Source organism: Saccharothrix lopnurensis (assembly GCF_042658445.1).
In the GTDB taxonomy this organism is placed as follows: domain Bacteria; phylum Actinomycetota; class Actinomycetes; order Mycobacteriales; family Pseudonocardiaceae; genus Actinosynnema; species Actinosynnema lopnurensis.
The window spans coordinates 60,201-78,206 of the sequence record NZ_JBHSQO010000038.1 but is presented as its reverse complement, the minus strand read 5'-3'; the positions used below and the strand labels follow the sequence as shown (position 1 = coordinate 78,206).

Here is an 18,006-nt window from a genome sequence, read left to right as displayed (position 1 = left end):
GAACAGCCTCACCCCGGCACCGGTTACGCTGACCCACGCCGCATAATCCCGTGTCCAACATCCGGGGTGAAGTCCCGCGTTCCTGTCCGGGAGAGGTCCGGGATCTGGCTCGATCCAGTCCGCGCGGAACGCGCCCAGCCTGGAGAGCGTGGACCGCAAAACTTTCCTGACCGGTCGCGGCCGGTGCGAGGCGCACTGGCCGTGGGTGTTCAGCTTCGACCGCGCCAAGGCTGCCAGGTACCGCGCCGCGGCGCTGGGACGCCTGGGCGACGCACGTGCCGCCCACGACGCCTACACCGAAGCCGAACCCGCACTGACCGCCCCGAAACCTCGTGCTCTGGCCCAGGTGGAACGCGCGCACCCGCTCGCCGCGGACGGCATGATCGAGCAAGGTTGCGAACTGGTGGTGGAAGCGCTGGCGGTCGGTCGGACCTACGGCTCGGAACGCATCACCGCCCGCGCCCGCCAGTTCCGGGAAAACCTGCTCGCACACACCCAGGAAGCCTCCGCCCTCGACGACGCGCTGGCCGCCCTGTACCGGTAGGAGACGTAGTGGTGCGACTGGCCGTCACCGGACACCGGGGGCTGTCCGCAGAAACGCAGCGGCTGGTCGACGCCGCTGTGCGCGACGTCGTCAACGCACGAGCCGATGTCGTCAACGCCGCCCACCGTGGAGGAATCCCGGTCCTGGTCATCTGGCCAGACGGCGCAACCCGCGACTGAAGTGCATCGGGGACGGCTGTTCAGGTGCTCAGAAAGCGGTCCACGTCCAAGGCTTGGGGATGTCGCCCCGCAGGCATGCCAAGCGGTGGTTGAGTTCATCGCGAGCAGTCGTGTCGGTGGGGGCTTTGCGGAGCAGGAAGCAGACCCAGTGGAGTTCGTGGAGTGAGGCCAGGGTGGCACAGCCAGGCCAGGTGGTGACGTCGTAGCCGCCGTAGGCGTCGATGAAGGCGGTGTACTCCGCAGGGGTGATCCTGGCGAAGTCCGTGTGGTCGACCGCGAGCGGGGTGAGGTCCCATTCTGGAGAGCCGAGGCTGATGGTGTCCAGGTCCAGCAGAACCGGGCGCCCGTGGGCGGGGACGGCGAGGTTTCCTTGCCAGGCGTCGCCGTGGATGACGGTGACGGGCAGGCCGGGTGGTAGGGCGGCGTGTTGGTCGCGCAGTCCGGCGAGGTGGTTGGCGAGCCACGTCCTGTCCGCGTCGGACAGGGCGGAAGCGGTCGAGATGCTGTCGTGCAAGCCCTGAAAGGGATCGAGCACGGGTAGCGGGGGATGAGCGGGTGGTTGGAGGGCGTGCAGGGTGCGCAGCGTCGCGCCGAGTTCGGCCGGTGTGGCGTGGCGGTGCTCGGGCAGGGTGGACCACCAGGTGACCGGTCGGCGTTCGACCACGACGGGTTGGTCGACTTCGGCAATGGGGTGGATCGCGGGAACGTGGTGCTCGGCCAGCCAACGGGCCACCGCGATCTGGTGGTGTGCGGTGGCCTCGGTGCCCGGTGGTCCGATGCGGGCTGTCACCCCGTCGGGCAGGCGGAAGAGTGCGTTGGAGCCGTCACGGATCAGTTCCGCCCCGGTGGTGCGGATACCGGCCAGGCGGCCCGCGGTGGCCAGGACGGTGGTCGTGCGCGGGTCGGCTGCGGTCACGCGGGCGATTGTCTCAGCGTTCGCCCAAGACCGCGGTGAGCCCGTGGCGCAGGTCGGCGACATCGGGCACGTCGGCTCGACGGCGTGCCGCCTCGTCGAGCGCGCGCAGTTCGCCGACCACCCTGCGGGACCGGAGGGACGTGGCGTCGCCGAGCGCCTGGCAGCCGATCACGGCCGCTTCGACCGGGTCGCCCACCGACATGGTCAACGACGCGAGCCTGATGCGGGAGAAGGCACGTGATCGGGGGTAGTTCGAGCCGTGCAGGCGGACCGCGGCGGTGAGTCGCTCGGCCGCGTGTCCCGGGTCGCGTTCGGCGATCGCGACGGGGATCAAGGCCCGCCCGGTGGTGCCCTGGTGCTCGGCGTCGTCGTAGTAGACGAGCCACGGCGGGTCCTCTTCGGGGCGACGCACGGCGAAGTGGGCGTCGGCCCGGTCCACCTCGGCGACTGCCTCGCCCACCCGGCCCAACTGGGCCAGCCTGCGGGCCCGCAGGCTGGACAGCATCGCCTGGGCGGTGCCGGAGAGGCGATCGGCACGCACTTGGGCCAGTTCGACCAGGGACAACGCGTCGTCCACGTTTCCCAGGTAGGCGGCGTGTCGTGCCATGTCGGCCAACGTCGCGGCTCGCAGCGCCCACGACCGCCCCCGGCCCGCGCACCACAGCGCGAACCTGAAGCAGTCGTCAGCGGCGGAGTGGTTGCCGCTGTCGAACGCCGAGAACGCCACGACCCCGGCCAGGTTGCCCACGGCCTCGAACAACGCCTCCTTGACCACCTGCTCGGCCCTCGCGTCCACCAGCCCGGCACTCCACCTCAGGTGTGCAGCCGCCGCCTGACCGGCCAGCGCACCCCCGAACAGGTTCTCCACCGCGGCCAGGGCGGTCGTGGTCGCCCGAACCTGCTCCACGTCGACCCGGCCGACGCTCGTCGGTGAAGGGGAATCGACCACGATCCGGTCGACGAACTCCCTGGCACCGGAGCCCAACTCGACCTCGGCGCCGAAACGCGACAGGTCCAGCGTCGGGCGGTCCGAAGCAGCGGAGGCGACGCTCGTCGTGCGGAAACCGAGCTCGGCGTCGGCTTCCACACCGAGCACGTGGCGCAGCCCGGCCCGGTAGTGCTCACCCGGCCACCGGACGGCACCGCGCTCGTAACGGGCGATGGTGTGCGCGTCGAGGCTGTACCGCTTTCCCGTCGCTCTCCACAACCACGTGTTGACCGCTTCGGCGAGCTCTCTCCGAGACATCGGCTCGGTGGGGATGACCCCGGAAGGAGTGCGCAGCCGCGCATCCCGCAACGATTCATTCGGCTGTACCACCGGACCGCTCCCTCCTCCATTCCCACGGCCAAGGTAGTGAACCCGACGCGGGGTACGGCCCGTTCTCGCCGGTGTCACCGATATGCCCCGGGATCTGCCCCGCATCCCGCCGCCACAGCGCCCACGGCTCAGACAGCGATGCCGGGCGCGCCTCGTCGTCTTCGCCGAACTCGTGGTGGACGTCGCCGGGCTTGAGCAGGAACGGGCTCGTCGGAGGAGGGGTCTTCACCCAACTCGGCGATGATCAGGTGGTCGTCGGTGTCGAGCCTGTGTGCAGCTCGGGGAATCCGGCCGGGATGTCACCATCGTGGGTGATGAAGGCGGTCAGGATGTTGCGGACGGTGGACAGGGGGACGATCTCGCGTGCGGGGACCTCGGTGGCGTTGTCCATGTAGTCGAACACGACCTCGCCCGTGGCCGTCGGGTCGCCGACGGTCGTGCGGTATTCCGGGTCTCCGGAGACCCGGACGAACCCGTGGTCGGCCCCGATGCCGGCATGCAGGACCTGGTGGGCCCAGGGGTCGTCGGCCCGCCGTATTTCGATCATGGAGGGCACGGCCTGGGTGGCGGAGGCGGTGCTGACGTGGTCGAGCAGTTCTTCCACATCCTGCCGCGTCCTGATGACCAGCGGTTGGTCCCGGTGGTCGACCGCTTCCAATGCGGTGATGGCATCAGCTGCCTTCCCGAGCCCCAGTTCGACCAGTTGTCGAACCTCGCCGAGTGAAGCCACCCCACCCCTCCCTCCTCGGGTCGATTGTCAGCTGTGACGCGTAGGGCGGTGTCGGCGGCTCGGGGTGCCGGCACGTTGCCCACGGCGACGACCTCGGCGTGATCGTGGGAGGCGTGGTCGAGGATGGCCAGTGCGTCCTCGAAGCCGGGTCGGTGGCCGGGACGACACGGACGTGCCTCACCCAATCAGGTTGATCGGGTATGTCGCCATCACTCGTTCGAGGGTTGTGCCTCTAGGTTCGAGGCGTGCGTGTGTGCGTGTACTGCGGTTCCTCCGGTGGGAGCGACCGGTACCTGGCCTCGGCCCGCGAGGTCGGGGCGATCCTGGCCCGGCGCGGGATCGAGGTGGTCTACGGCGGTGCCCGGGTCGGCATGATGGGCGCGCTCGCCGACGGCGCCCTGGCGGCCGGCGGCCGGGTGGTCGGCGTGCTGCCCGAGGCGCTGGTCGGCTGGGAGGTCGCCCACGAGGGCCTGACCGAACTGCACCTGGTGGGAGGGCTGCACGAGCGCAAGGCGTTGATGACCGCCCTGTCGGACGCGGTGCTGGCGTTGCCCGGTGGTGCGGGCACCCTGGACGAGTTGTTCGAGACCTGGACGTGGGCCCAGTTGAAGGTGCACGCCAAACCGGTCGGGGTGCTCAACGTGGCGGGCTTCTTCGACCCGATGCTCGCCATGCTCGACCACATGGTCGCCGAGGGTTTCCTCAAGCGGCCCTACCGGGACATGCTGCTGGTCGACGACGACCTGGACCGCCTGCTGGACCGCTTCGCCGGCTACCGCCCACCCGACTACACCTGGTCGGACGACCCGGGGGACGCCGCCGGGTCGTCAAGCCTATGAACACGGTGCTCGGGCATGTCGCCGAGCGGTGTCCCGGGTGCCGAGGCGGCCTCGGGGTGACCGGTGGTGTGCTGTGAGTATCCATTGTGGACACTTTCGGCGGATGGCGGTCGACGGCGACCGGTGACACCGACTCGGCGACGGACGCGGGTCGAGGTTCACCCGAACAGAGCGGCGCGTGGGCTGTGCGGGTGAGTTCGTGGCGCCGTTGGGCACCGGGGAGTAGTTGGTGTGCGTCGGCACGAGACAACCGACCTGTGGGCGTGCGACGGGATCGGCGCTGGTGGTGGTCGTGGCGGGGGGCCGGAAAGTGTTCACGGAGGTTGCTCCCCTGCCCGATCGGCGCAAGGGCGGCTCCGGGAAGTTGTCACCTTTTAACCGGTTGCACGCCCTTGTCGTTGCTTGTCGAGGGTGTTGTTGGGTAGCGTCGCCGACGGGCTTTCCGGTCCGCGGGTTGGGGCGGTCACACGGGTCGTGCGGGCGCAGCTCATATCCACCTCACGTCGAATCCGATCATTCTACGTGACGAGGGTTCACGCTTTGCAAATTCTCCTGAAGGCGACTCGGCGGTGCTGTGCAGACCGCCTGCACGGTGTGGAGGAAAAATGAGCGCAAACGCCGACGGCGGAGAACCCGCCGGGAGGCGGACACTGGTCGGGCAGGTGGCGACCGTCCGGCGGATGGTGCGGATCCCCATCCGGGTCGGGCAGCAGGGGACGTGGCTGGGCGCGGACGTGGCGACTTTCGGCGGGCTGGTCGACGGGCTGGAGCACCTGGCGCTGGTCTTTCCGGGTTGGCAGGGGATTCCGCTGGTCAGGCTGCACTCGGAGTGCCTGACCGGCGACGTGTTCGGGTCGGCTCGGTGCGACTGCGGGCCGCAGCTGCACGAGGCGATGGGGGTGATGCGCGATGGCGGCGTGATCCTCTACCTGCGCCAGGAAGGGCGCGGGATCGGCCTCTACAACAAGTTGGACGCCTACCGGTTGCAGGATTCAGGGATGGACACGTTCCGGGCGAACCGGGAATTGGACTTCGCCGACGACCCCCGCGACTACACCTGCGCCGCGCAGATGTTGTCCGCGCTCGGCATCGATTCGATCAGGCTCCTCAGCAACAACCCGGACAAGGCGGCACAACTGCGTCGCAACGGCGTGGACGTGGTCGAGCGCGTGCCGACCGGGGTGTACGTGAACGAGGTCAACCGTGGTTACCTGCGGGCGAAGATCGAAATCGCGGGCCACCAGATTCTCGACGTGGAGGAATTGTCATGATCCAGCACCGGGGACCGATCAGCGGGGTGGCCGCGTACCGGGATTCCTACGTGCTCACCGCCGGGTACGACAACCAGGTCATCCTGTGGCGGCAGTCCGACAAGCGGCCGATCGCCCGCAGCTGGCACGACCACCTCGCGAACCAGGCGTCGTTCTCCCCGGACGGCCGGTACGCGCTGACGTCGTCGTCGGACTACGGCGCGCGGCTGTGGACCGTACCCGACCTGCGGTTGGTGGCGGTGTTCGCCGAGCAGGACGACGACGTCGAGATGTCGGTCTTCCACCCGGCGAAGGAGTGGGTGGCGACCGCGTCCCGCGACCACCGGGTGCGGGTGTACGACTTCTCCGGCGCCCTGGTGAGCACGATGACGGGCCACACCGCCGACGTCATCTCCGTGGAGTGGGCGCGCGGTACCGACGAGCTGATCTCCTCCAGCGACGACGGCACGATCAAGCGCTGGGCGGTGCCCTCCGGCGAGCTGCTGGCCGACCTCGACATGGCGGGCGTGGAGACCGACACGGTCGCGATCTCCGCCGACGGCACCATCTTCGCGGGCAACGACAACGGCGAGGTGATCGTCGTGCGCGGCGCGGACCGGACGGTGATCCCGGCCCACGGGGCGGGTATCAAGCGCCTGGTCCTCGACAACGCCCGCGGGCTGCTGGTGAGCCTGAGCTACGACCGCACGATGCGGCTGTGGGACGTCTCCGGCGACCTGCCCACCGCCACCGCGACCACCGGCCTGCCCGCCGACGTCTGGCCGCGCTCCTGCGCGTTCGCCGGGGACTCGTCGCTGGTGTTCGCCACCTTCGGGTCCACGTACCGCACCTACGACTACGTGGCGGAGGTCTGGGAGGACGAGCCGATCGAGCCCACCTACGGTGTCAACTCGGTGCTGGCCGAGCCGGGCGGCACCGTGCTGACGATCGGCGACGCGGGCATCGTGTGGCGCGACGGCGCCGAGGTGGCCACCACCGGCAGCCTGTGCAACTTCCTGACCCCCGCACCGGGTCTGCTGTTCACCGGCGGGCAGCTCGGCAAGGTGTTCGACGGGCTCACCGGCGCCGAACTGCACCAGCACCGGTCGCCGCTGAACTGCGGCGCGGCGTTCGAGCGCGACGGCGTCCCGTACGTGGTGGTGGGCGCTTACACCGGTGAGGGCCTGCTGTTCCGGGTGCCCGAACCCGGGGTGGCCGAGTACGTGCGCGACCTGCCGCTCAACGGCAACGCGGTCAAGGGCGTGGCGGTCTCCGGCGACTACCTGTTCGCCGTCGCCGCCGACGCCAGCGCCACCTGGTACCGGATCTCCACCCTGGAGGCGGTGGAGACCGTCGACGAAGCGCACGACCGGATCGCCAACGGCTGCGCCGGGCTGGGCGGTGGGTACTTCGCCAGTGTCAGCCGGGACCTGAAGCTGCGCATCTGGTCCCCGGACCGCACCGCGGAGGTCATCGACTCGCCGCACCCGAACTCCATCAAGTGCGTCAGCGCCTCCGACGACGGCCGGTACGTGGCCACCGCGGGCTACGCCGGTCTGGTGGCGGTCTACGACCGGACCGCGCGCGAGTGGCTGCCCACCTCGCGGCCGACGACCGCGGGGATCTCCTCGCTGGCCTACGACGCGGAGGGCGGCCGGTTCCTGGCGGGCTCCTACGACGGCCGGGTCTACCCGGTGGCGCTGTAGATGTCCGAACGCGACACCCGGTTCGACGCGGCGATGCGCACGGCGATCGGGCTGGCGGGGCTCGCCCTGGGCCGCACCAGCCCGAACCCGGTGGTCGGGTGCGTCGTGCTCGACCGCGACGGCGCGGTCGCGGGCACCGGGCACCACGCGGTGGCCGGTGGCCCGCACGCGGAGGTGGTGGCGCTGGCGGCGGCGGGTCCGCGCGCCCTCGGCGGCACCGCGGTCGTCACCCTGGAGCCCTGCGCGCACACCGGCCGCACCGGGCCGTGCGCGGACGCCCTGCTCGCGGCGGGGATCGCCGCGGTCGTCTACGCCGTGCCGGACCCGAACGCCGCCGCGGCGGGCGGCGCGCGACGGCTGCGCGACGCCGGGGTGCGGGTGCTCGGCGGGGTGCTGCGCGCCGAGGCCGAGCGCGGCAACGAGATGTGGCTGACCGCGGTCCGCACCGGCAGGCCCTTCGTGACCTGGAAGTTCGCCGGGACGCTCGACGGCCGCAGCGCGGCGGCCGACGGGTCGTCGCGGTGGATCACCGCCGGGGCGGCCCGGCGTGACGCGCACGCCCTGCGCGCGGCGCACGACGCGGTGGTCGTGGGCGCGGGCACGCTGCGCGCCGACGACCCGCAGCTGGGCCTCCGGCACGGCGTCGGCGGCACCCCGCCGGTGCGGGTGGTGGTGGTCTCCGACGGTCGCGTGCCGCCCGGGGCGCGGGTGCTCGACGGCAGCGCCCCGACGCTGGTGGCCATGGACCGCGACGCCCCCGACCCCGGTCTGCCCGGGGTCGACGTCATCCGGCTGCCCCGGACGCCCGGGGGTCTGGACCTGGCCGCCCTGCTGACCGGGCTGTACGCGCGGGACGTCCGCTCGGTGCTGGTGGAGGGCGGGGCGGCGCTGGCGGCGGGGTTCGTCGCGGCCGGTCTGGTCGACCGGGTCGTGGCCTACCTGGCCCCGGCGCTGCTCGGCTCGGGACCCGGCGTGCTCGGCGACATCGGCGTCACCGGGATGGGACAGGTCCGGCGGTTGCGGGTGGACGGCGTGGACCTGATCGGCGAGGACGTGAGAGTGGTGCTGCGCCCCGGCGCGGCGAGGACCCCGGAGGACGCGCATGCCTGAGGACACCCCGGCCGAGACCGCCACCGCGCGGGCCCGGATCGGCGCGGTCGCGCTGGTCGACGCGGACGTCAACGCGCTGACCGACCGGGCGGCGATGGGGCTGCCCGACCACTACCTGCCGCCGAGGGCCGAGCGCGTGCGCCCGGTCCCCGACGACCTCGGCGCCGGGCCGGCGGACCTGGCGTCCCGGGTGGAGGACGGGTCGCTGCCCCTGGAGCGCAGGCTCGCCGCGGGCGCGCTGCTGGCCCTGCACGGCGACCCGCGCACCCCGACCCTGGCCCCCGCCATGCTGGACGTGCCCACCGGCACCGCGGCGCTGGGCACGGAGCCGTCCGATGTGGACGAGCTGCACCGCGACAGCGAGCGGTTCGGCGTCCGGCGGGACTGGATCGCCAAGGAGTGCCCCCGCCACCACCGGCACGTCCCCGCGTTCCGGGTCGCGCGGTACCCGGTGACCAACGCCGAGTACGCCGAATTCCTCACCGACACCGGCGAGCACGAACTGCCCAGCGCCTGGCTCTACGGCCGGTTCCACCCGGCGGTGGCCAACCACCCCGTGTACACCGTGACCCCGGAGGCGGCGGACCGGTACGCGGCGTGGCTCGCCGCGCGCACCGGGCGCCCGTTCCGGCTGCCCACCGAACCGGAGTGGGAGTACGCCGCGGGCGGCTCCTCGGGCACGCGCTACCCGTGGGGCGCGGAGTGGGCGGAGGACCACGCGAACACGCTGGAGACCGGTCTGCTCGGCACGACCCCGGTCGGCGCCTTCCCCGCGGGCCGGTCGTGGTGCGGGGCGGTGGACATGGCGGGCAACGTGGAGGAGTACGTCTCCGACCGCTACCAGGCGTACCCCGGCGGCGAACTGGTGCACGACGACCTGTTTCGGCGGATGGGCCACTACCGCATCGCCAGGGGCGGTGCGTTCAACCGGTTCCGCGACCTGGCCCGCAACCAGCGCAGGCACGGTCCGTACCCGAGGTCGTTGTACGCCATGGGTTTCCGGGTCGCCGAGGACGCGCGGGGCGGTTCCTGATGCGGGTGCTGCACGCGCACTGGACCGCGCTGCCGACCACCGGCGGCGTGGAGGCGCACTGCGCCTCGGTGGTCCGCCAGCTCGGCGCGCTCGGGGTCGACGCGGGGCTGCTCTCGGGCACCCCGGACCCGGACGCGGGCGGGTACCACCCGGCGTTGGCGATCGGCACCACCCCGACCGAGGCGGAGCTGGCGGACCTCGTCGACCGGCTCGCGGAGGCGGACGTGGCGCACCTGCACAACCCGCAGTGGCACAAGCCGGAGGTGGCCGCCGAGGTGGCGGGGCGGCTCCGGGGCCGCGACACCCGGCTGGTGTTCGACCTGCACAACATCGACGCCGACGACGCGCAGTGGGCGTTCCTCGCCGGGCTCGCCCCGGAGTACGTCGTGCACTCGGCGTTCGTCGCCGGGGAAGTGGCCGCGCACGTGCCCGGGGTCGGCACGACGGTGCTGCCGCTCGCCCTCGACCGGGTGGACACCGACTACCGGCTGCCGAGGCCCGGGGCGGTCACCGTGCTCCAGCCGACCAGGCTGACCACGTGGAAGGGCTCGGACCTGACCCTGCGCGCCGTGGTGACCCTGCTGCGGCGGGGCGTGGCGGACCTGGGTTTCGTGCACGCGGGCACCCGGCACCTGCTGTGGCCCAGCAACATCCCGCGGTCGCTGCTCGACGAGGTGGCGCTGTGGCGGGCGCGCGGGTCGATCGAGTTCACCCACTACTCCCCGGCCCAGAGCTGGGCGGCGATCGCGGCCGCGGACGTCGTGACCCACCCGACGGCCGACCGGGGCGCCCACGGCGAGCCGTTCTCGCTGGCCGTCGCCCAGGCCGTGATCTGCGGTAAACCGGTGGTGGCCAGCGACTCGGGCAACCTGCCCGCGCTGCTGGCCGACTACTCGGCGGCGACCCTGGTGCCCTCCGGCGACCAGGCGGCCCTGACCGAGGCGCTGGCCTCGGCGGTCACGGACCCCGCCCCGGCCACCACCGTGGCCGACCGCGACCTGGCCGGGCGGTTGCTCACCGGGTTCGCCACGGCGGGGGCGCGGCACCTGGACTTCTACAAGGCGATTACGGGAGGACCCTGATGCCGATCCCGATCATCCTGGACTGCGATCCGGGCCACGACGACACCTTCGCCATCCTGCTGGCCGCGGGCAGCGACCGGATCGACCTGCTCGCGGTGACCACCGTGGCGGGCAACCAGGTGGTGGAGAAGTCGACCCTGAACGCCCGCCGGGTGCTGAGCCTGGCGAAGGTGCACGGCGTGCCGGTCGCGCAGGGCCACGGCGCCCCGCTGCTCGGCGGCACCGGCCACGGCGAGGGCGACCGCTACGGCGGCGGCGACGTGCACGGCGACTCCGGCCTCGACGGCTGGGAGTTCGACGAGCCCACCGTGCCTCAGGACCCGAGGCACGCCGTGGAGCTGATGGCGCAGGTGCTCACGGCGGCGCCGGAACCGGTCACCATCGTGGCGGTCGGCCCGCAGACCAACGTGGCCGCGCTGCTCACCACCGCGCCGCACCTCAAGCCCGCGATCAAGGAGATCGTGTGCATGGCGGGCTCCACCACCCGGGGCAACTTCCTGCCCTACTCCGAGGCCAACGTGCTGTTCGACCCGGAGGCGGCGGCGGTCGTGCTCGCCGCCGGCGTCCCTATCACCTACGTCGGCCTCAACGTCACCCACCAGGCGCTGGTCACCCGGGACGTGCTGGCGCGGATCAGCGCGGTGCCCCGGCTCGGGGACGTCTGCGAGGCGCTGCTGCGGTTCCGCTCCGGCGCCTACGACGGCATCTGGCAGATGCCCGACCCGCCGCTGCACGACCCGGTGGCCGTCGCCCTGCTCATCGACCCGGACCTGGTGCGCTGCCGGCGGGCCAACGTGGTGGTCGAGGTGCACGGGCAGTACACGAGGGGCGCCACGGTGATCGACCTGCTCGGGGTCACCGAACGGGCGCCCAACGCCGAGGTCGCGCTCGAACTGGACGCGCCCCGGTTCTGGGACCTGCTCGTGGGCACCCTCGAAGGGCTGGCGTGAGCCGATGGCCGAGGACATGATCGACACCGTGGCCGACCACCTCGTCGCGGAGCGGCTCGCCGAGCACCACACCGCTCAGGACGCACCCTGGGCGTGGCTCGCCGCGGCGGAGCCGTACCGGCTGCGCTTCGGGCACGAGTTCGCCACGTTCACCCACTTCACCCCCGGGTTGCTGGCCGCGCTGGCGCGACACCCGGTGACCGGTGGGCTGCTGGTCGCGGCCGACGACGACCCGTCCGCCGTCGACGACCTGGCCGAGGCGACCGCGATCGCGAACCTGCCGGAGCTGACCCTGGCCGACCGCACCTCCTACCGCGACGCGCTGCTGCGCCTCTACCGCAAGCTGCCGCTGCGGGCCCGGGACGTGACCGGGGGCGAGGTGTTGTGCGTCGGCCCGGAGCGCGAGGGCCGCCAGCTCGCGGAGGACCTGGGGGCGCTGCCCCGGGGGCGGTCGCTCACCCCGTCGGCGAAGCGGATCTCGCTCGACGGCGGCATCCTGGTGGGGATGAGCGCGCTGCCCGGGGAGACCCCGTACCGGCACTGCGCCATCATCGACGGCGTGGTCGCCAGCGGGGCCACCGTGATGGCGCTGATGCAGGCGCTGCCCCGGGGCGTCGAGCGGGTCACCCTGCTGACCGCGCAGTCCACCGCGGCGGGGGCGCGCTCGATCCTGCGCTACGGCGAACTGCTCGGCCTGCGGACTCAGGTCGTGGTCGGGGTGGTGTCCGGGGTGCTCGACAGCAGCTTCTACGCCCACGACGAGCACGACCCCGACCGGCTGGTGCTCGGCGACGTGGGCGACACCATCAGCGGACTGAGCGCGGGAGGCACGCCGTGACGGCACCGGACAGGACCGAAGGGGACACATCCGTCGGTGCGCTCGACGACGCGCTGGACTACCTGGCCGACTGCGGCCCGGAGTGGGGTCCCGGTGTCAGCAACCACGGCCCGATGGCCGCCGAGGCGCTGGTGGCGCTGGGCAGGCCGGAGGCGGTGGGGAGGTTCGTCAACGACTACCGGCCGATGCTCTACCGGGACGCGCCCGTGCCCTCGGTGACCATCGACGAGGCCACCTGGCGGCCCGCGCTGGGCAACATGCGGCTGCTGGGCGACTGGAACGCCTTCTTCCGGGCCCGGCTCGCCGAGGCGCCGTGGCGCGAGGTGCTGGCCGCGTGGTGGCCCCGCCTGCTGCCCGGCCTGCCCGCGGGCGGCGGGCACGGGGTCATCCGCACCGGGCACGCCGTGCGCGCCCTGGCCTCGGCCGAGACTCCCGGCCGGGTGGAGGAGCTGGCCAGGGGACTGGGCTACTGGGCCGCGCGCTTCCAGCAGGTGCCCGGCACCCAGCGGTTCGCGGGCGAGCGGGAGCTGCGGCAGGCGTGGGACTCGGTGCCCAGGCTGCTGGCAGACCAGGGCATCGGCGAGATCTTCCGGATTCGGCTGGAGGCGCTGGACCTGCTGCCGGAGTTCGGCCGAGTGGTCGACGCGACGGCCCGGCCCGAGGACCCGCAGCGGGCGCTGAGCATGATCACCAACCTGGCCGCGCACGCGTACCTGACCGACGAGCACCGCAAGTACATGGGCTTCGTGCACGCCCTGACCGCCCCGGCCGCGGTGCGGCTGGTGCTGCCGCACCTGCCCGCCGAGCTGCACTGGGACAGCGTGGCCGCCGCCTGGCAGTTCACCGCGGCCATCCGCGCGGCCTACGGCACCGGCTACCGCGAGCCCGAGTCGCTCGTCTCGTCGATCGACTACGCCACCCTGACCGACCGGGCCATCGCCACCGGCGACCCGCACGCGATCAAGTACGTCGAGGCATGCCGAAGAGAGGACGCGCTCGCCGGTGACCCCATCTACGCCATCGTCGCCACCGACTGGATCCGGCGTATGGAGGACGGTTCCTGGGTCACCTGAGCCGCGGTCCCCCTGGTGGCGGTCGGCCCTGGTCTACCACGTGTACCCGCGCAGCTTCGCCGACTCCGACGGCGACGGCGTCGGCGACCTCGACGGCCTCACCGGCAGGCTCGACCACATCGCGGGCCTGGGCGCGGACGCGCTGTGGCTGTCGCCGGTCTACTCCTCGCCGATGCGCGACTTCGGCTACGACGTGGCCGACCACACCTCGGTCGACCCCCTCTTCGGCGACCTCGCCGGGTTCCGGCGGTTGCTGGCCGACGCGCACGCCCTGGGCCTGCGGGTGCTCGTGGACTTCGTGCCGAACCACACCTCCGACCTGCACCCGTGGTTCACCGCGAGCCGCTCGTCGCGCGCCGATCCGCAGCGGAAGTGGTACCACTGGCGCGACCCGGCACCCGGTGGCGGGCCGCCGAACAACTGGTTGGGCACCTTCGGGGGCCCCGCGTGGACGCTCGACGAGCGCACCGGCCAGTACTACCTGCACTCGTTCCTGCCGCAGATGCCCGACCTGGACTGGCGCAACCCCGAGGTGCGCGCGGCGATGGCCGACGTGGTGCGGTTCTGGCTCGACCTGGGCGTCGACGGGCTGCGGGTGGACTGCGCGGCGGCCATCGGCAAGGACCCCGGGCTGCGCGACAACCCGCCGGCCCCGCCCGGCGCCCTGGCCATGCACCGGCCGCTGGCGGAGTACGACTCGCAGGCGCACGTGCACGACGCGGGGCACCCCGACGCGCACGACTGGTACCGGGCCCTGCGGGCGCTGGTCGACGGCTACCCCGGTGACCGCGTCGTGCTCGGCGAGGTGCACGAGCGGGACCCGGCGCGGTGGGCGGCCTACTACGGCCGCGACCTCGACGGCATCCACCTGCCCTTCGCGTTCGGCCTGCTCGCCTGCCGGCCGACCGCCGAGGGCGTGCGCGCGGTGGTGGTCGACGCGCTGGCCGCCGTGCCCGCCGGGGCGGTGCCGTGCTGGGTGCTGGGCAACCACGACGAGCGCCGGGTGGTCAGCCGGTTCGGCGCGGACCGGGCGCGGCTGCTCGTGGTGCTGCTGCTGACCCTGCCCGGTGCGGCGGTGCTGTACTACGGCGACGAACTGGGCCTGCCGGACGCGGAGACCGCCCCGGGGCAGGTGCGCGACCCGTGGGCGCTGGTGCACCCGGACCTGGGCCGTGACCCCGCTCGGGCCCCCGTGCCGTGGACCGACGAGCCGGGCCGGGGGTTCACCACCGGCGAGCCGTGGCTGCCGTTCCCCGTCGCGGCGAGCGTCGCCGCGCAGGACGCCGACCCGGGTTCGACCCTCGCGCTGACGAGGGCGCTCGGCCGGTTCAGGGCGGGCTCCCGGGTGGTGCGCGAGGGGTCGCTGGAGTTCGTCGACACCGGGTCCGCGGGCACCGGGTCCGCGGGCACCGCGCTCGGGGACGTGCTCGCGTACCGGCGGGTGTTGCCCGGCGAGCCGGAGGTGCTGGTGCTGCTGAACTTCGGCGACGGGGCGGTCGGGTTCGACCTGCCCGCCAACCGCCGGTGGGCGCCCGTGATGTATACCGTGCGTAGCCGGCCCATCGCCAACCGTGTGGAGATCGGGCCGCTGGAGGGCTTGGTCGTGCGAGAACAGGGGCTGGGGTGACCGGCGTGGACACGCGTGAGGGATCGGGCACGGGCGGGCGATCGGGGACGGGGAGGGCCGGGAGGTTCGGCGGGGCACCCGGCAGCGGGACGGGCAAGGCGCGGTTGCTCGCCGGGTTGGCGCTGTCGCAACTGCTGGTGGCGCTGGACTTCTCCATCATCTACGTGGCGCTGCCGACGATCGGGGACGCACTCGCGTTCAGCGCGGTGACGTTGCAGTGGGTGGTGAGCGCCTACGGGGTGTTCTTCGCGGGCTTCCTGCTGCTGGGCGGGCGACTGGTGGACGTCTTCGGGGCGGGGCGGGTGTTCCTGGTCGCGCAGGCGCTGTTCACCGGCGCGGCCGTGGTGGCGGGGTTCGCGCCGGACGGGACCGTGCTCATGGTGTGCCGGGCCGCGCAGGGCATCGGCGCGGCGCTGCTGGCCCCGGCGACGTTGGGGTTGCTGCACGCCAACTACCCCTCCGGGCCCGAGCGCGACCGGGCGGTCGCGGTGTGGGGCACCACGGGGGCGATGGGGCTCGCGCTGGGTGTGGTCGTCGGCGGGGCGCTGCTGGCGGTGGCGTCGTGGGCGTGGATCTTCTGGATCACGCTGCCGGTCGCGCTGGTGTGCGTGGTGCTGGCGGGTGGGGCCGCGTCGCGCAGCAGGGCGGCCAGGGCCGGGCGCAGGGTGAACCTGCCGAGCGCGGCGCTGGCCACGGCGGTCGTGAGCGGGGTGAGCATGGCGTTCACCGAGCTGGCCCTGGACTCGCCGAGGACCTGGGTGGTGCTGGTGTCGGTGGGCGCGGCCGTGCTGCTGGGGGCGGTGTTCGTGCTGTTGCAGGTGCGCAGCGACGACCCGCTGATCCCGGCCGGCCTGCTGCGCACCGGGTCCCTGCGCGGCGCGTGCCTGATCGCCGCGCTGTTCATGGCCAGCCTGGGCGCGGAGTTCTACCTGGTGACGCTCTACCTGCAACGCGAACTCGGCCTCGGCGCGCTCGCGTCGGGCATCGGGTTCCTGCCGCTGGCGCTGACCATCGCGATCGGCAACGCGCTGGCCGGGCGGCTCGCGGGGCGGTGGTCGCCGGCCCGGCTGCTCGGTGTCGCGTTCGGGATCGGAGCGGTGGGGCTCGCCGCGCTCGCCGCGGGCACGCTCGTCGGCGGCTACTGGCTCGGCGTGCTGCCGGGGCTGCTGGTCAGCGGCATCGGGCAGGGCATCGCGTTCACCGGGATGTTCATCGCCGGGACCCGCGACCTGCCCGCCACGGCCGAGGGCACCGGCAGCGCCATGATCACCGCCGCGCAGTACACCGGCGGCGCCGTCGGGCTCGCGCTGCTGGTGTGGGTGCACGGCGGCGAGCCCACCGCCACGAGCCTCGGCCTGGCCTACACCGCGACGGTCGTCATCGCGCTCCTGACGCTGCCGGTGGCCGCCACCGTGTTCCGGCGCCCGGTACCCGGTCCGGGGGCACGGGCATGACCCAGGTGCGGCTGCACGACCGGGTGGACCGCGCGTTCGGGCTGCGGGAGAGGGGCTCGACGGTCCGCGTCGAGGTGCTCGGCGGGGTGTCGACGTTCCTGGCGATGTCCTACATCGTGCTGGTGAACCCCGCCGTCCTCGCCGAGGGCGGCGTCCCGTGGGCCGCCGCGTTCACCGCCACCGCCCTCGTCGCGGGGCTGGCGACGCTGGCGGTGGGGCTGTGGGCACGGCTGCCGTTCGCGGTGGCGCCGGGCATGGAGATCAACGCGCTGGTCGTGTTCTCGGTGATCGGCACCCGGGGGTTCAGCTGGCAGCAGGCCCTCGGCCTGGTGTTCTGCTCCGGGGTGCTGATGGTCGCCGTCACCGCGCTCGGCTGGCGGGCGAGGGTCGTCGAGGCCATCCCCGCCGACGTGCGCACCGGGCTGGTGGCCTGCGTCGGGATCTTCATCGGCGTGGTCGGCCTCACCGTCGGCGGCCTGGTCGGCGGCGACTGGCCCGGCGTGCTGGCCAGCCCCGGCGCCATCGCCCTCGGCATCGGGTTCGGCGTGGCCTGCCTGCTGCGGGCGCTGAAGGTGCGGGCCGCGGTGCTGGTGGCCATCGCCGCCGCCGCGGTGTACTGCGCGCTCGCCGGGGTCCGCGCCGACCCGCCGAAGGCGGGGGAGGGGACCGCCGCGCTGTTCGCGCTCGACCTGGGCGCCGTCGTGGAGCCCGCCGCGTGGGGCGTGGTGCTGGTCCTGTTCGCGCTCGACTTCTTCGGCAGCGTGGCGAAGATGGTGGGCCTGTCGGCCAACACCGCGATCCAGCGCGACGGCGAGGTGCCGGGCATCCGGCGGGCCCTCCAGGTCGACAGCCTGGCCACGGTAGGCGGCGCGGTGGTCGGCTCGACCAGCTTCGTGACCTTCGTCGAGAGCGGCGTCGGCATCCGGGCGGGCGCGCGCACCGGGCTGGCGGCGGTCACCACGGGCGTGCTGCTGCTGGCCTGCCTGGTGCTGGCCCCGGTGCTGACGTGGATACCGGCGGTCGCGGCCGGCGGCGCGCTGCTGTACGTCGCGCTCGGCACCCTGCCGAAACCGGCCGAGCTGCGCGGCCGGTCGCCCGCGACGCCGGTCGTGGTCGGGGTGATGGCGGTGGTGACGCTGCTGACCTCGGCGCTCGACCAGGCGCTCCTCGCGGGCCTGCTGGCGCACCTGGTGGCCTGCGCGGTCGGCAGGCGCGGACCGGGCGCGACGCTGCTGGTGATCACCGCGCTGCTGGCGGTCAGCGTGGCCGTGCAGTACTGGACCTGACCGCGGCCCGATGAGAACCGGCACGACAAGAGCCCGCACGACCGGCGACCCGACGGACCGTGGCACGACGA

The 18,006-nt window shown here is 73.2% G+C and carries 17 protein-coding genes; 14 read left to right on the top strand and 3 right to left on the bottom strand.

All coding sequences use genetic code 11. The features are described from left to right. Positions 1-148: 148 nt before the first annotated feature. A complete protein-coding gene (locus tag ACFP3R_RS28095; protein WP_380640049.1) occupies positions 149-544 on the top strand; it encodes a hypothetical protein in 396 nt (131 codons plus the stop codon). Between the two features lie 8 nt (positions 545-552). Continuing rightward, positions 553-723, top strand: coding sequence for a hypothetical protein (locus ACFP3R_RS28090; protein ID WP_380640047.1), 171 nt, complete (start codon positions 553-555; stop codon positions 721-723). Between the two features lie 28 nt (positions 724-751). Here ACFP3R_RS28090 and ACFP3R_RS28085 read toward each other — a convergent pair whose 3' ends face one another. From ACFP3R_RS28085 to ACFP3R_RS28075, 3 genes are all read right to left on the bottom strand, one after another. After that, positions 752-1,639 (bottom strand): phosphotransferase enzyme family protein, encoded by an 888-nt coding sequence (locus tag ACFP3R_RS28085; RefSeq protein ID WP_380640045.1) that lies wholly within the window; start codon positions 1,637-1,639, stop codon positions 752-754. 13 nt (positions 1,640-1,652) lie between these two features. Further along, positions 1,653-2,885 carry an XRE family transcriptional regulator gene (locus ACFP3R_RS28080; RefSeq protein WP_380640043.1) on the bottom strand — a complete coding sequence of 411 codons (1,233 nt, stop codon included), beginning with the start codon at positions 2,883-2,885 and terminating at the stop codon, positions 1,653-1,655. A 316-nt stretch (positions 2,886-3,201) separates the two neighbouring features. Continuing rightward, on the bottom strand, positions 3,202-3,687 hold the full coding sequence (locus ACFP3R_RS28075; protein WP_380640041.1) for an Imm1 family immunity protein: 486 nt from the start codon (positions 3,685-3,687) through the stop codon (positions 3,202-3,204). A 245-nt stretch (positions 3,688-3,932) separates the two neighbouring features. Here ACFP3R_RS28075 and ACFP3R_RS28070 point away from each other — a divergent pair, with 245 nt between their 5' ends. From ACFP3R_RS28070 to ACFP3R_RS28015, 12 genes are all read left to right on the top strand, one after another. Further along, on the top strand, positions 3,933-4,526 hold the full coding sequence (locus ACFP3R_RS28070) for an LOG family protein (protein WP_380640040.1): 594 nt from the start codon (positions 3,933-3,935) through the stop codon (positions 4,524-4,526). 680 nt (positions 4,527-5,206) lie between these two features. Then, complete coding sequence (locus ACFP3R_RS28065; RefSeq protein ID WP_380640053.1) at positions 5,207-5,797, top strand: GTP cyclohydrolase II; 591 nt, start codon at positions 5,207-5,209, stop codon at positions 5,795-5,797. Next, positions 5,794-7,482: a WD40 repeat domain-containing protein gene (locus tag ACFP3R_RS28060; RefSeq protein ID WP_380640039.1), complete on the top strand. Its 1,689-nt coding sequence runs from the start codon at positions 5,794-5,796 to the stop codon at positions 7,480-7,482. The genes ACFP3R_RS28065 and ACFP3R_RS28060 overlap by 4 nt, the downstream gene beginning before the upstream one ends. After that, positions 7,483-8,592, top strand: a complete 1,110-nt coding sequence (ribD, locus tag ACFP3R_RS28055) for a bifunctional diaminohydroxyphosphoribosylaminopyrimidine deaminase/5-amino-6-(5-phosphoribosylamino)uracil reductase RibD (RefSeq protein WP_380640037.1) — start codon at positions 7,483-7,485, stop codon at positions 8,590-8,592. Beyond that, entirely contained in the window at positions 8,585-9,625 is a 1,041-nt protein-coding gene (locus ACFP3R_RS28050) for a formylglycine-generating enzyme family protein (RefSeq protein WP_380640035.1), read from the top strand. The genes ribD and ACFP3R_RS28050 overlap by 8 nt, the downstream gene beginning before the upstream one ends. Next, on the top strand, positions 9,625-10,707 hold the full coding sequence (locus ACFP3R_RS28045) for a glycosyltransferase family 4 protein (RefSeq protein WP_380640033.1): 1,083 nt from the start codon (positions 9,625-9,627) through the stop codon (positions 10,705-10,707). The genes ACFP3R_RS28050 and ACFP3R_RS28045 overlap by 1 nt, the downstream gene beginning before the upstream one ends. Beyond that, positions 10,707-11,657, top strand: coding sequence for a nucleoside hydrolase (locus tag ACFP3R_RS28040; protein WP_380640031.1), 951 nt, complete (start codon positions 10,707-10,709; stop codon positions 11,655-11,657). The genes ACFP3R_RS28045 and ACFP3R_RS28040 overlap by 1 nt, the downstream gene beginning before the upstream one ends. A gap of 4 nt (positions 11,658-11,661) precedes the next feature. Further along, positions 11,662-12,495, top strand: a complete 834-nt coding sequence (locus tag ACFP3R_RS28035; protein WP_380640029.1) for a hypothetical protein — start codon at positions 11,662-11,664, stop codon at positions 12,493-12,495. Continuing rightward, the gene (locus tag ACFP3R_RS28030) at positions 12,492-13,568 is read left to right on the top strand and encodes a hypothetical protein (protein ID WP_380640027.1); all 1,077 of its coding nucleotides are present in this window, start codon (positions 12,492-12,494) and stop codon (positions 13,566-13,568) included. The genes ACFP3R_RS28035 and ACFP3R_RS28030 overlap by 4 nt, the downstream gene beginning before the upstream one ends. Before the next feature lie 40 nt (positions 13,569-13,608). Then, complete coding sequence (locus ACFP3R_RS28025) at positions 13,609-15,195, top strand: alpha-amylase family glycosyl hydrolase (protein WP_380640025.1); 1,587 nt, start codon at positions 13,609-13,611, stop codon at positions 15,193-15,195. A gap of 5 nt (positions 15,196-15,200) precedes the next feature. Next, positions 15,201-16,649, top strand: coding sequence for an MFS transporter (locus ACFP3R_RS28020; RefSeq protein ID WP_380640023.1), 1,449 nt, complete (start codon positions 15,201-15,203; stop codon positions 16,647-16,649). Further along, complete coding sequence (locus ACFP3R_RS28015; protein ID WP_380640021.1) at positions 16,646-17,935, top strand: solute carrier family 23 protein; 1,290 nt, start codon at positions 16,646-16,648, stop codon at positions 17,933-17,935. Before ACFP3R_RS28020 ends, ACFP3R_RS28015 begins: the two co-directional genes overlap by 4 nt. The last annotated feature ends 71 nt before the right edge of the window (positions 17,936-18,006 follow it).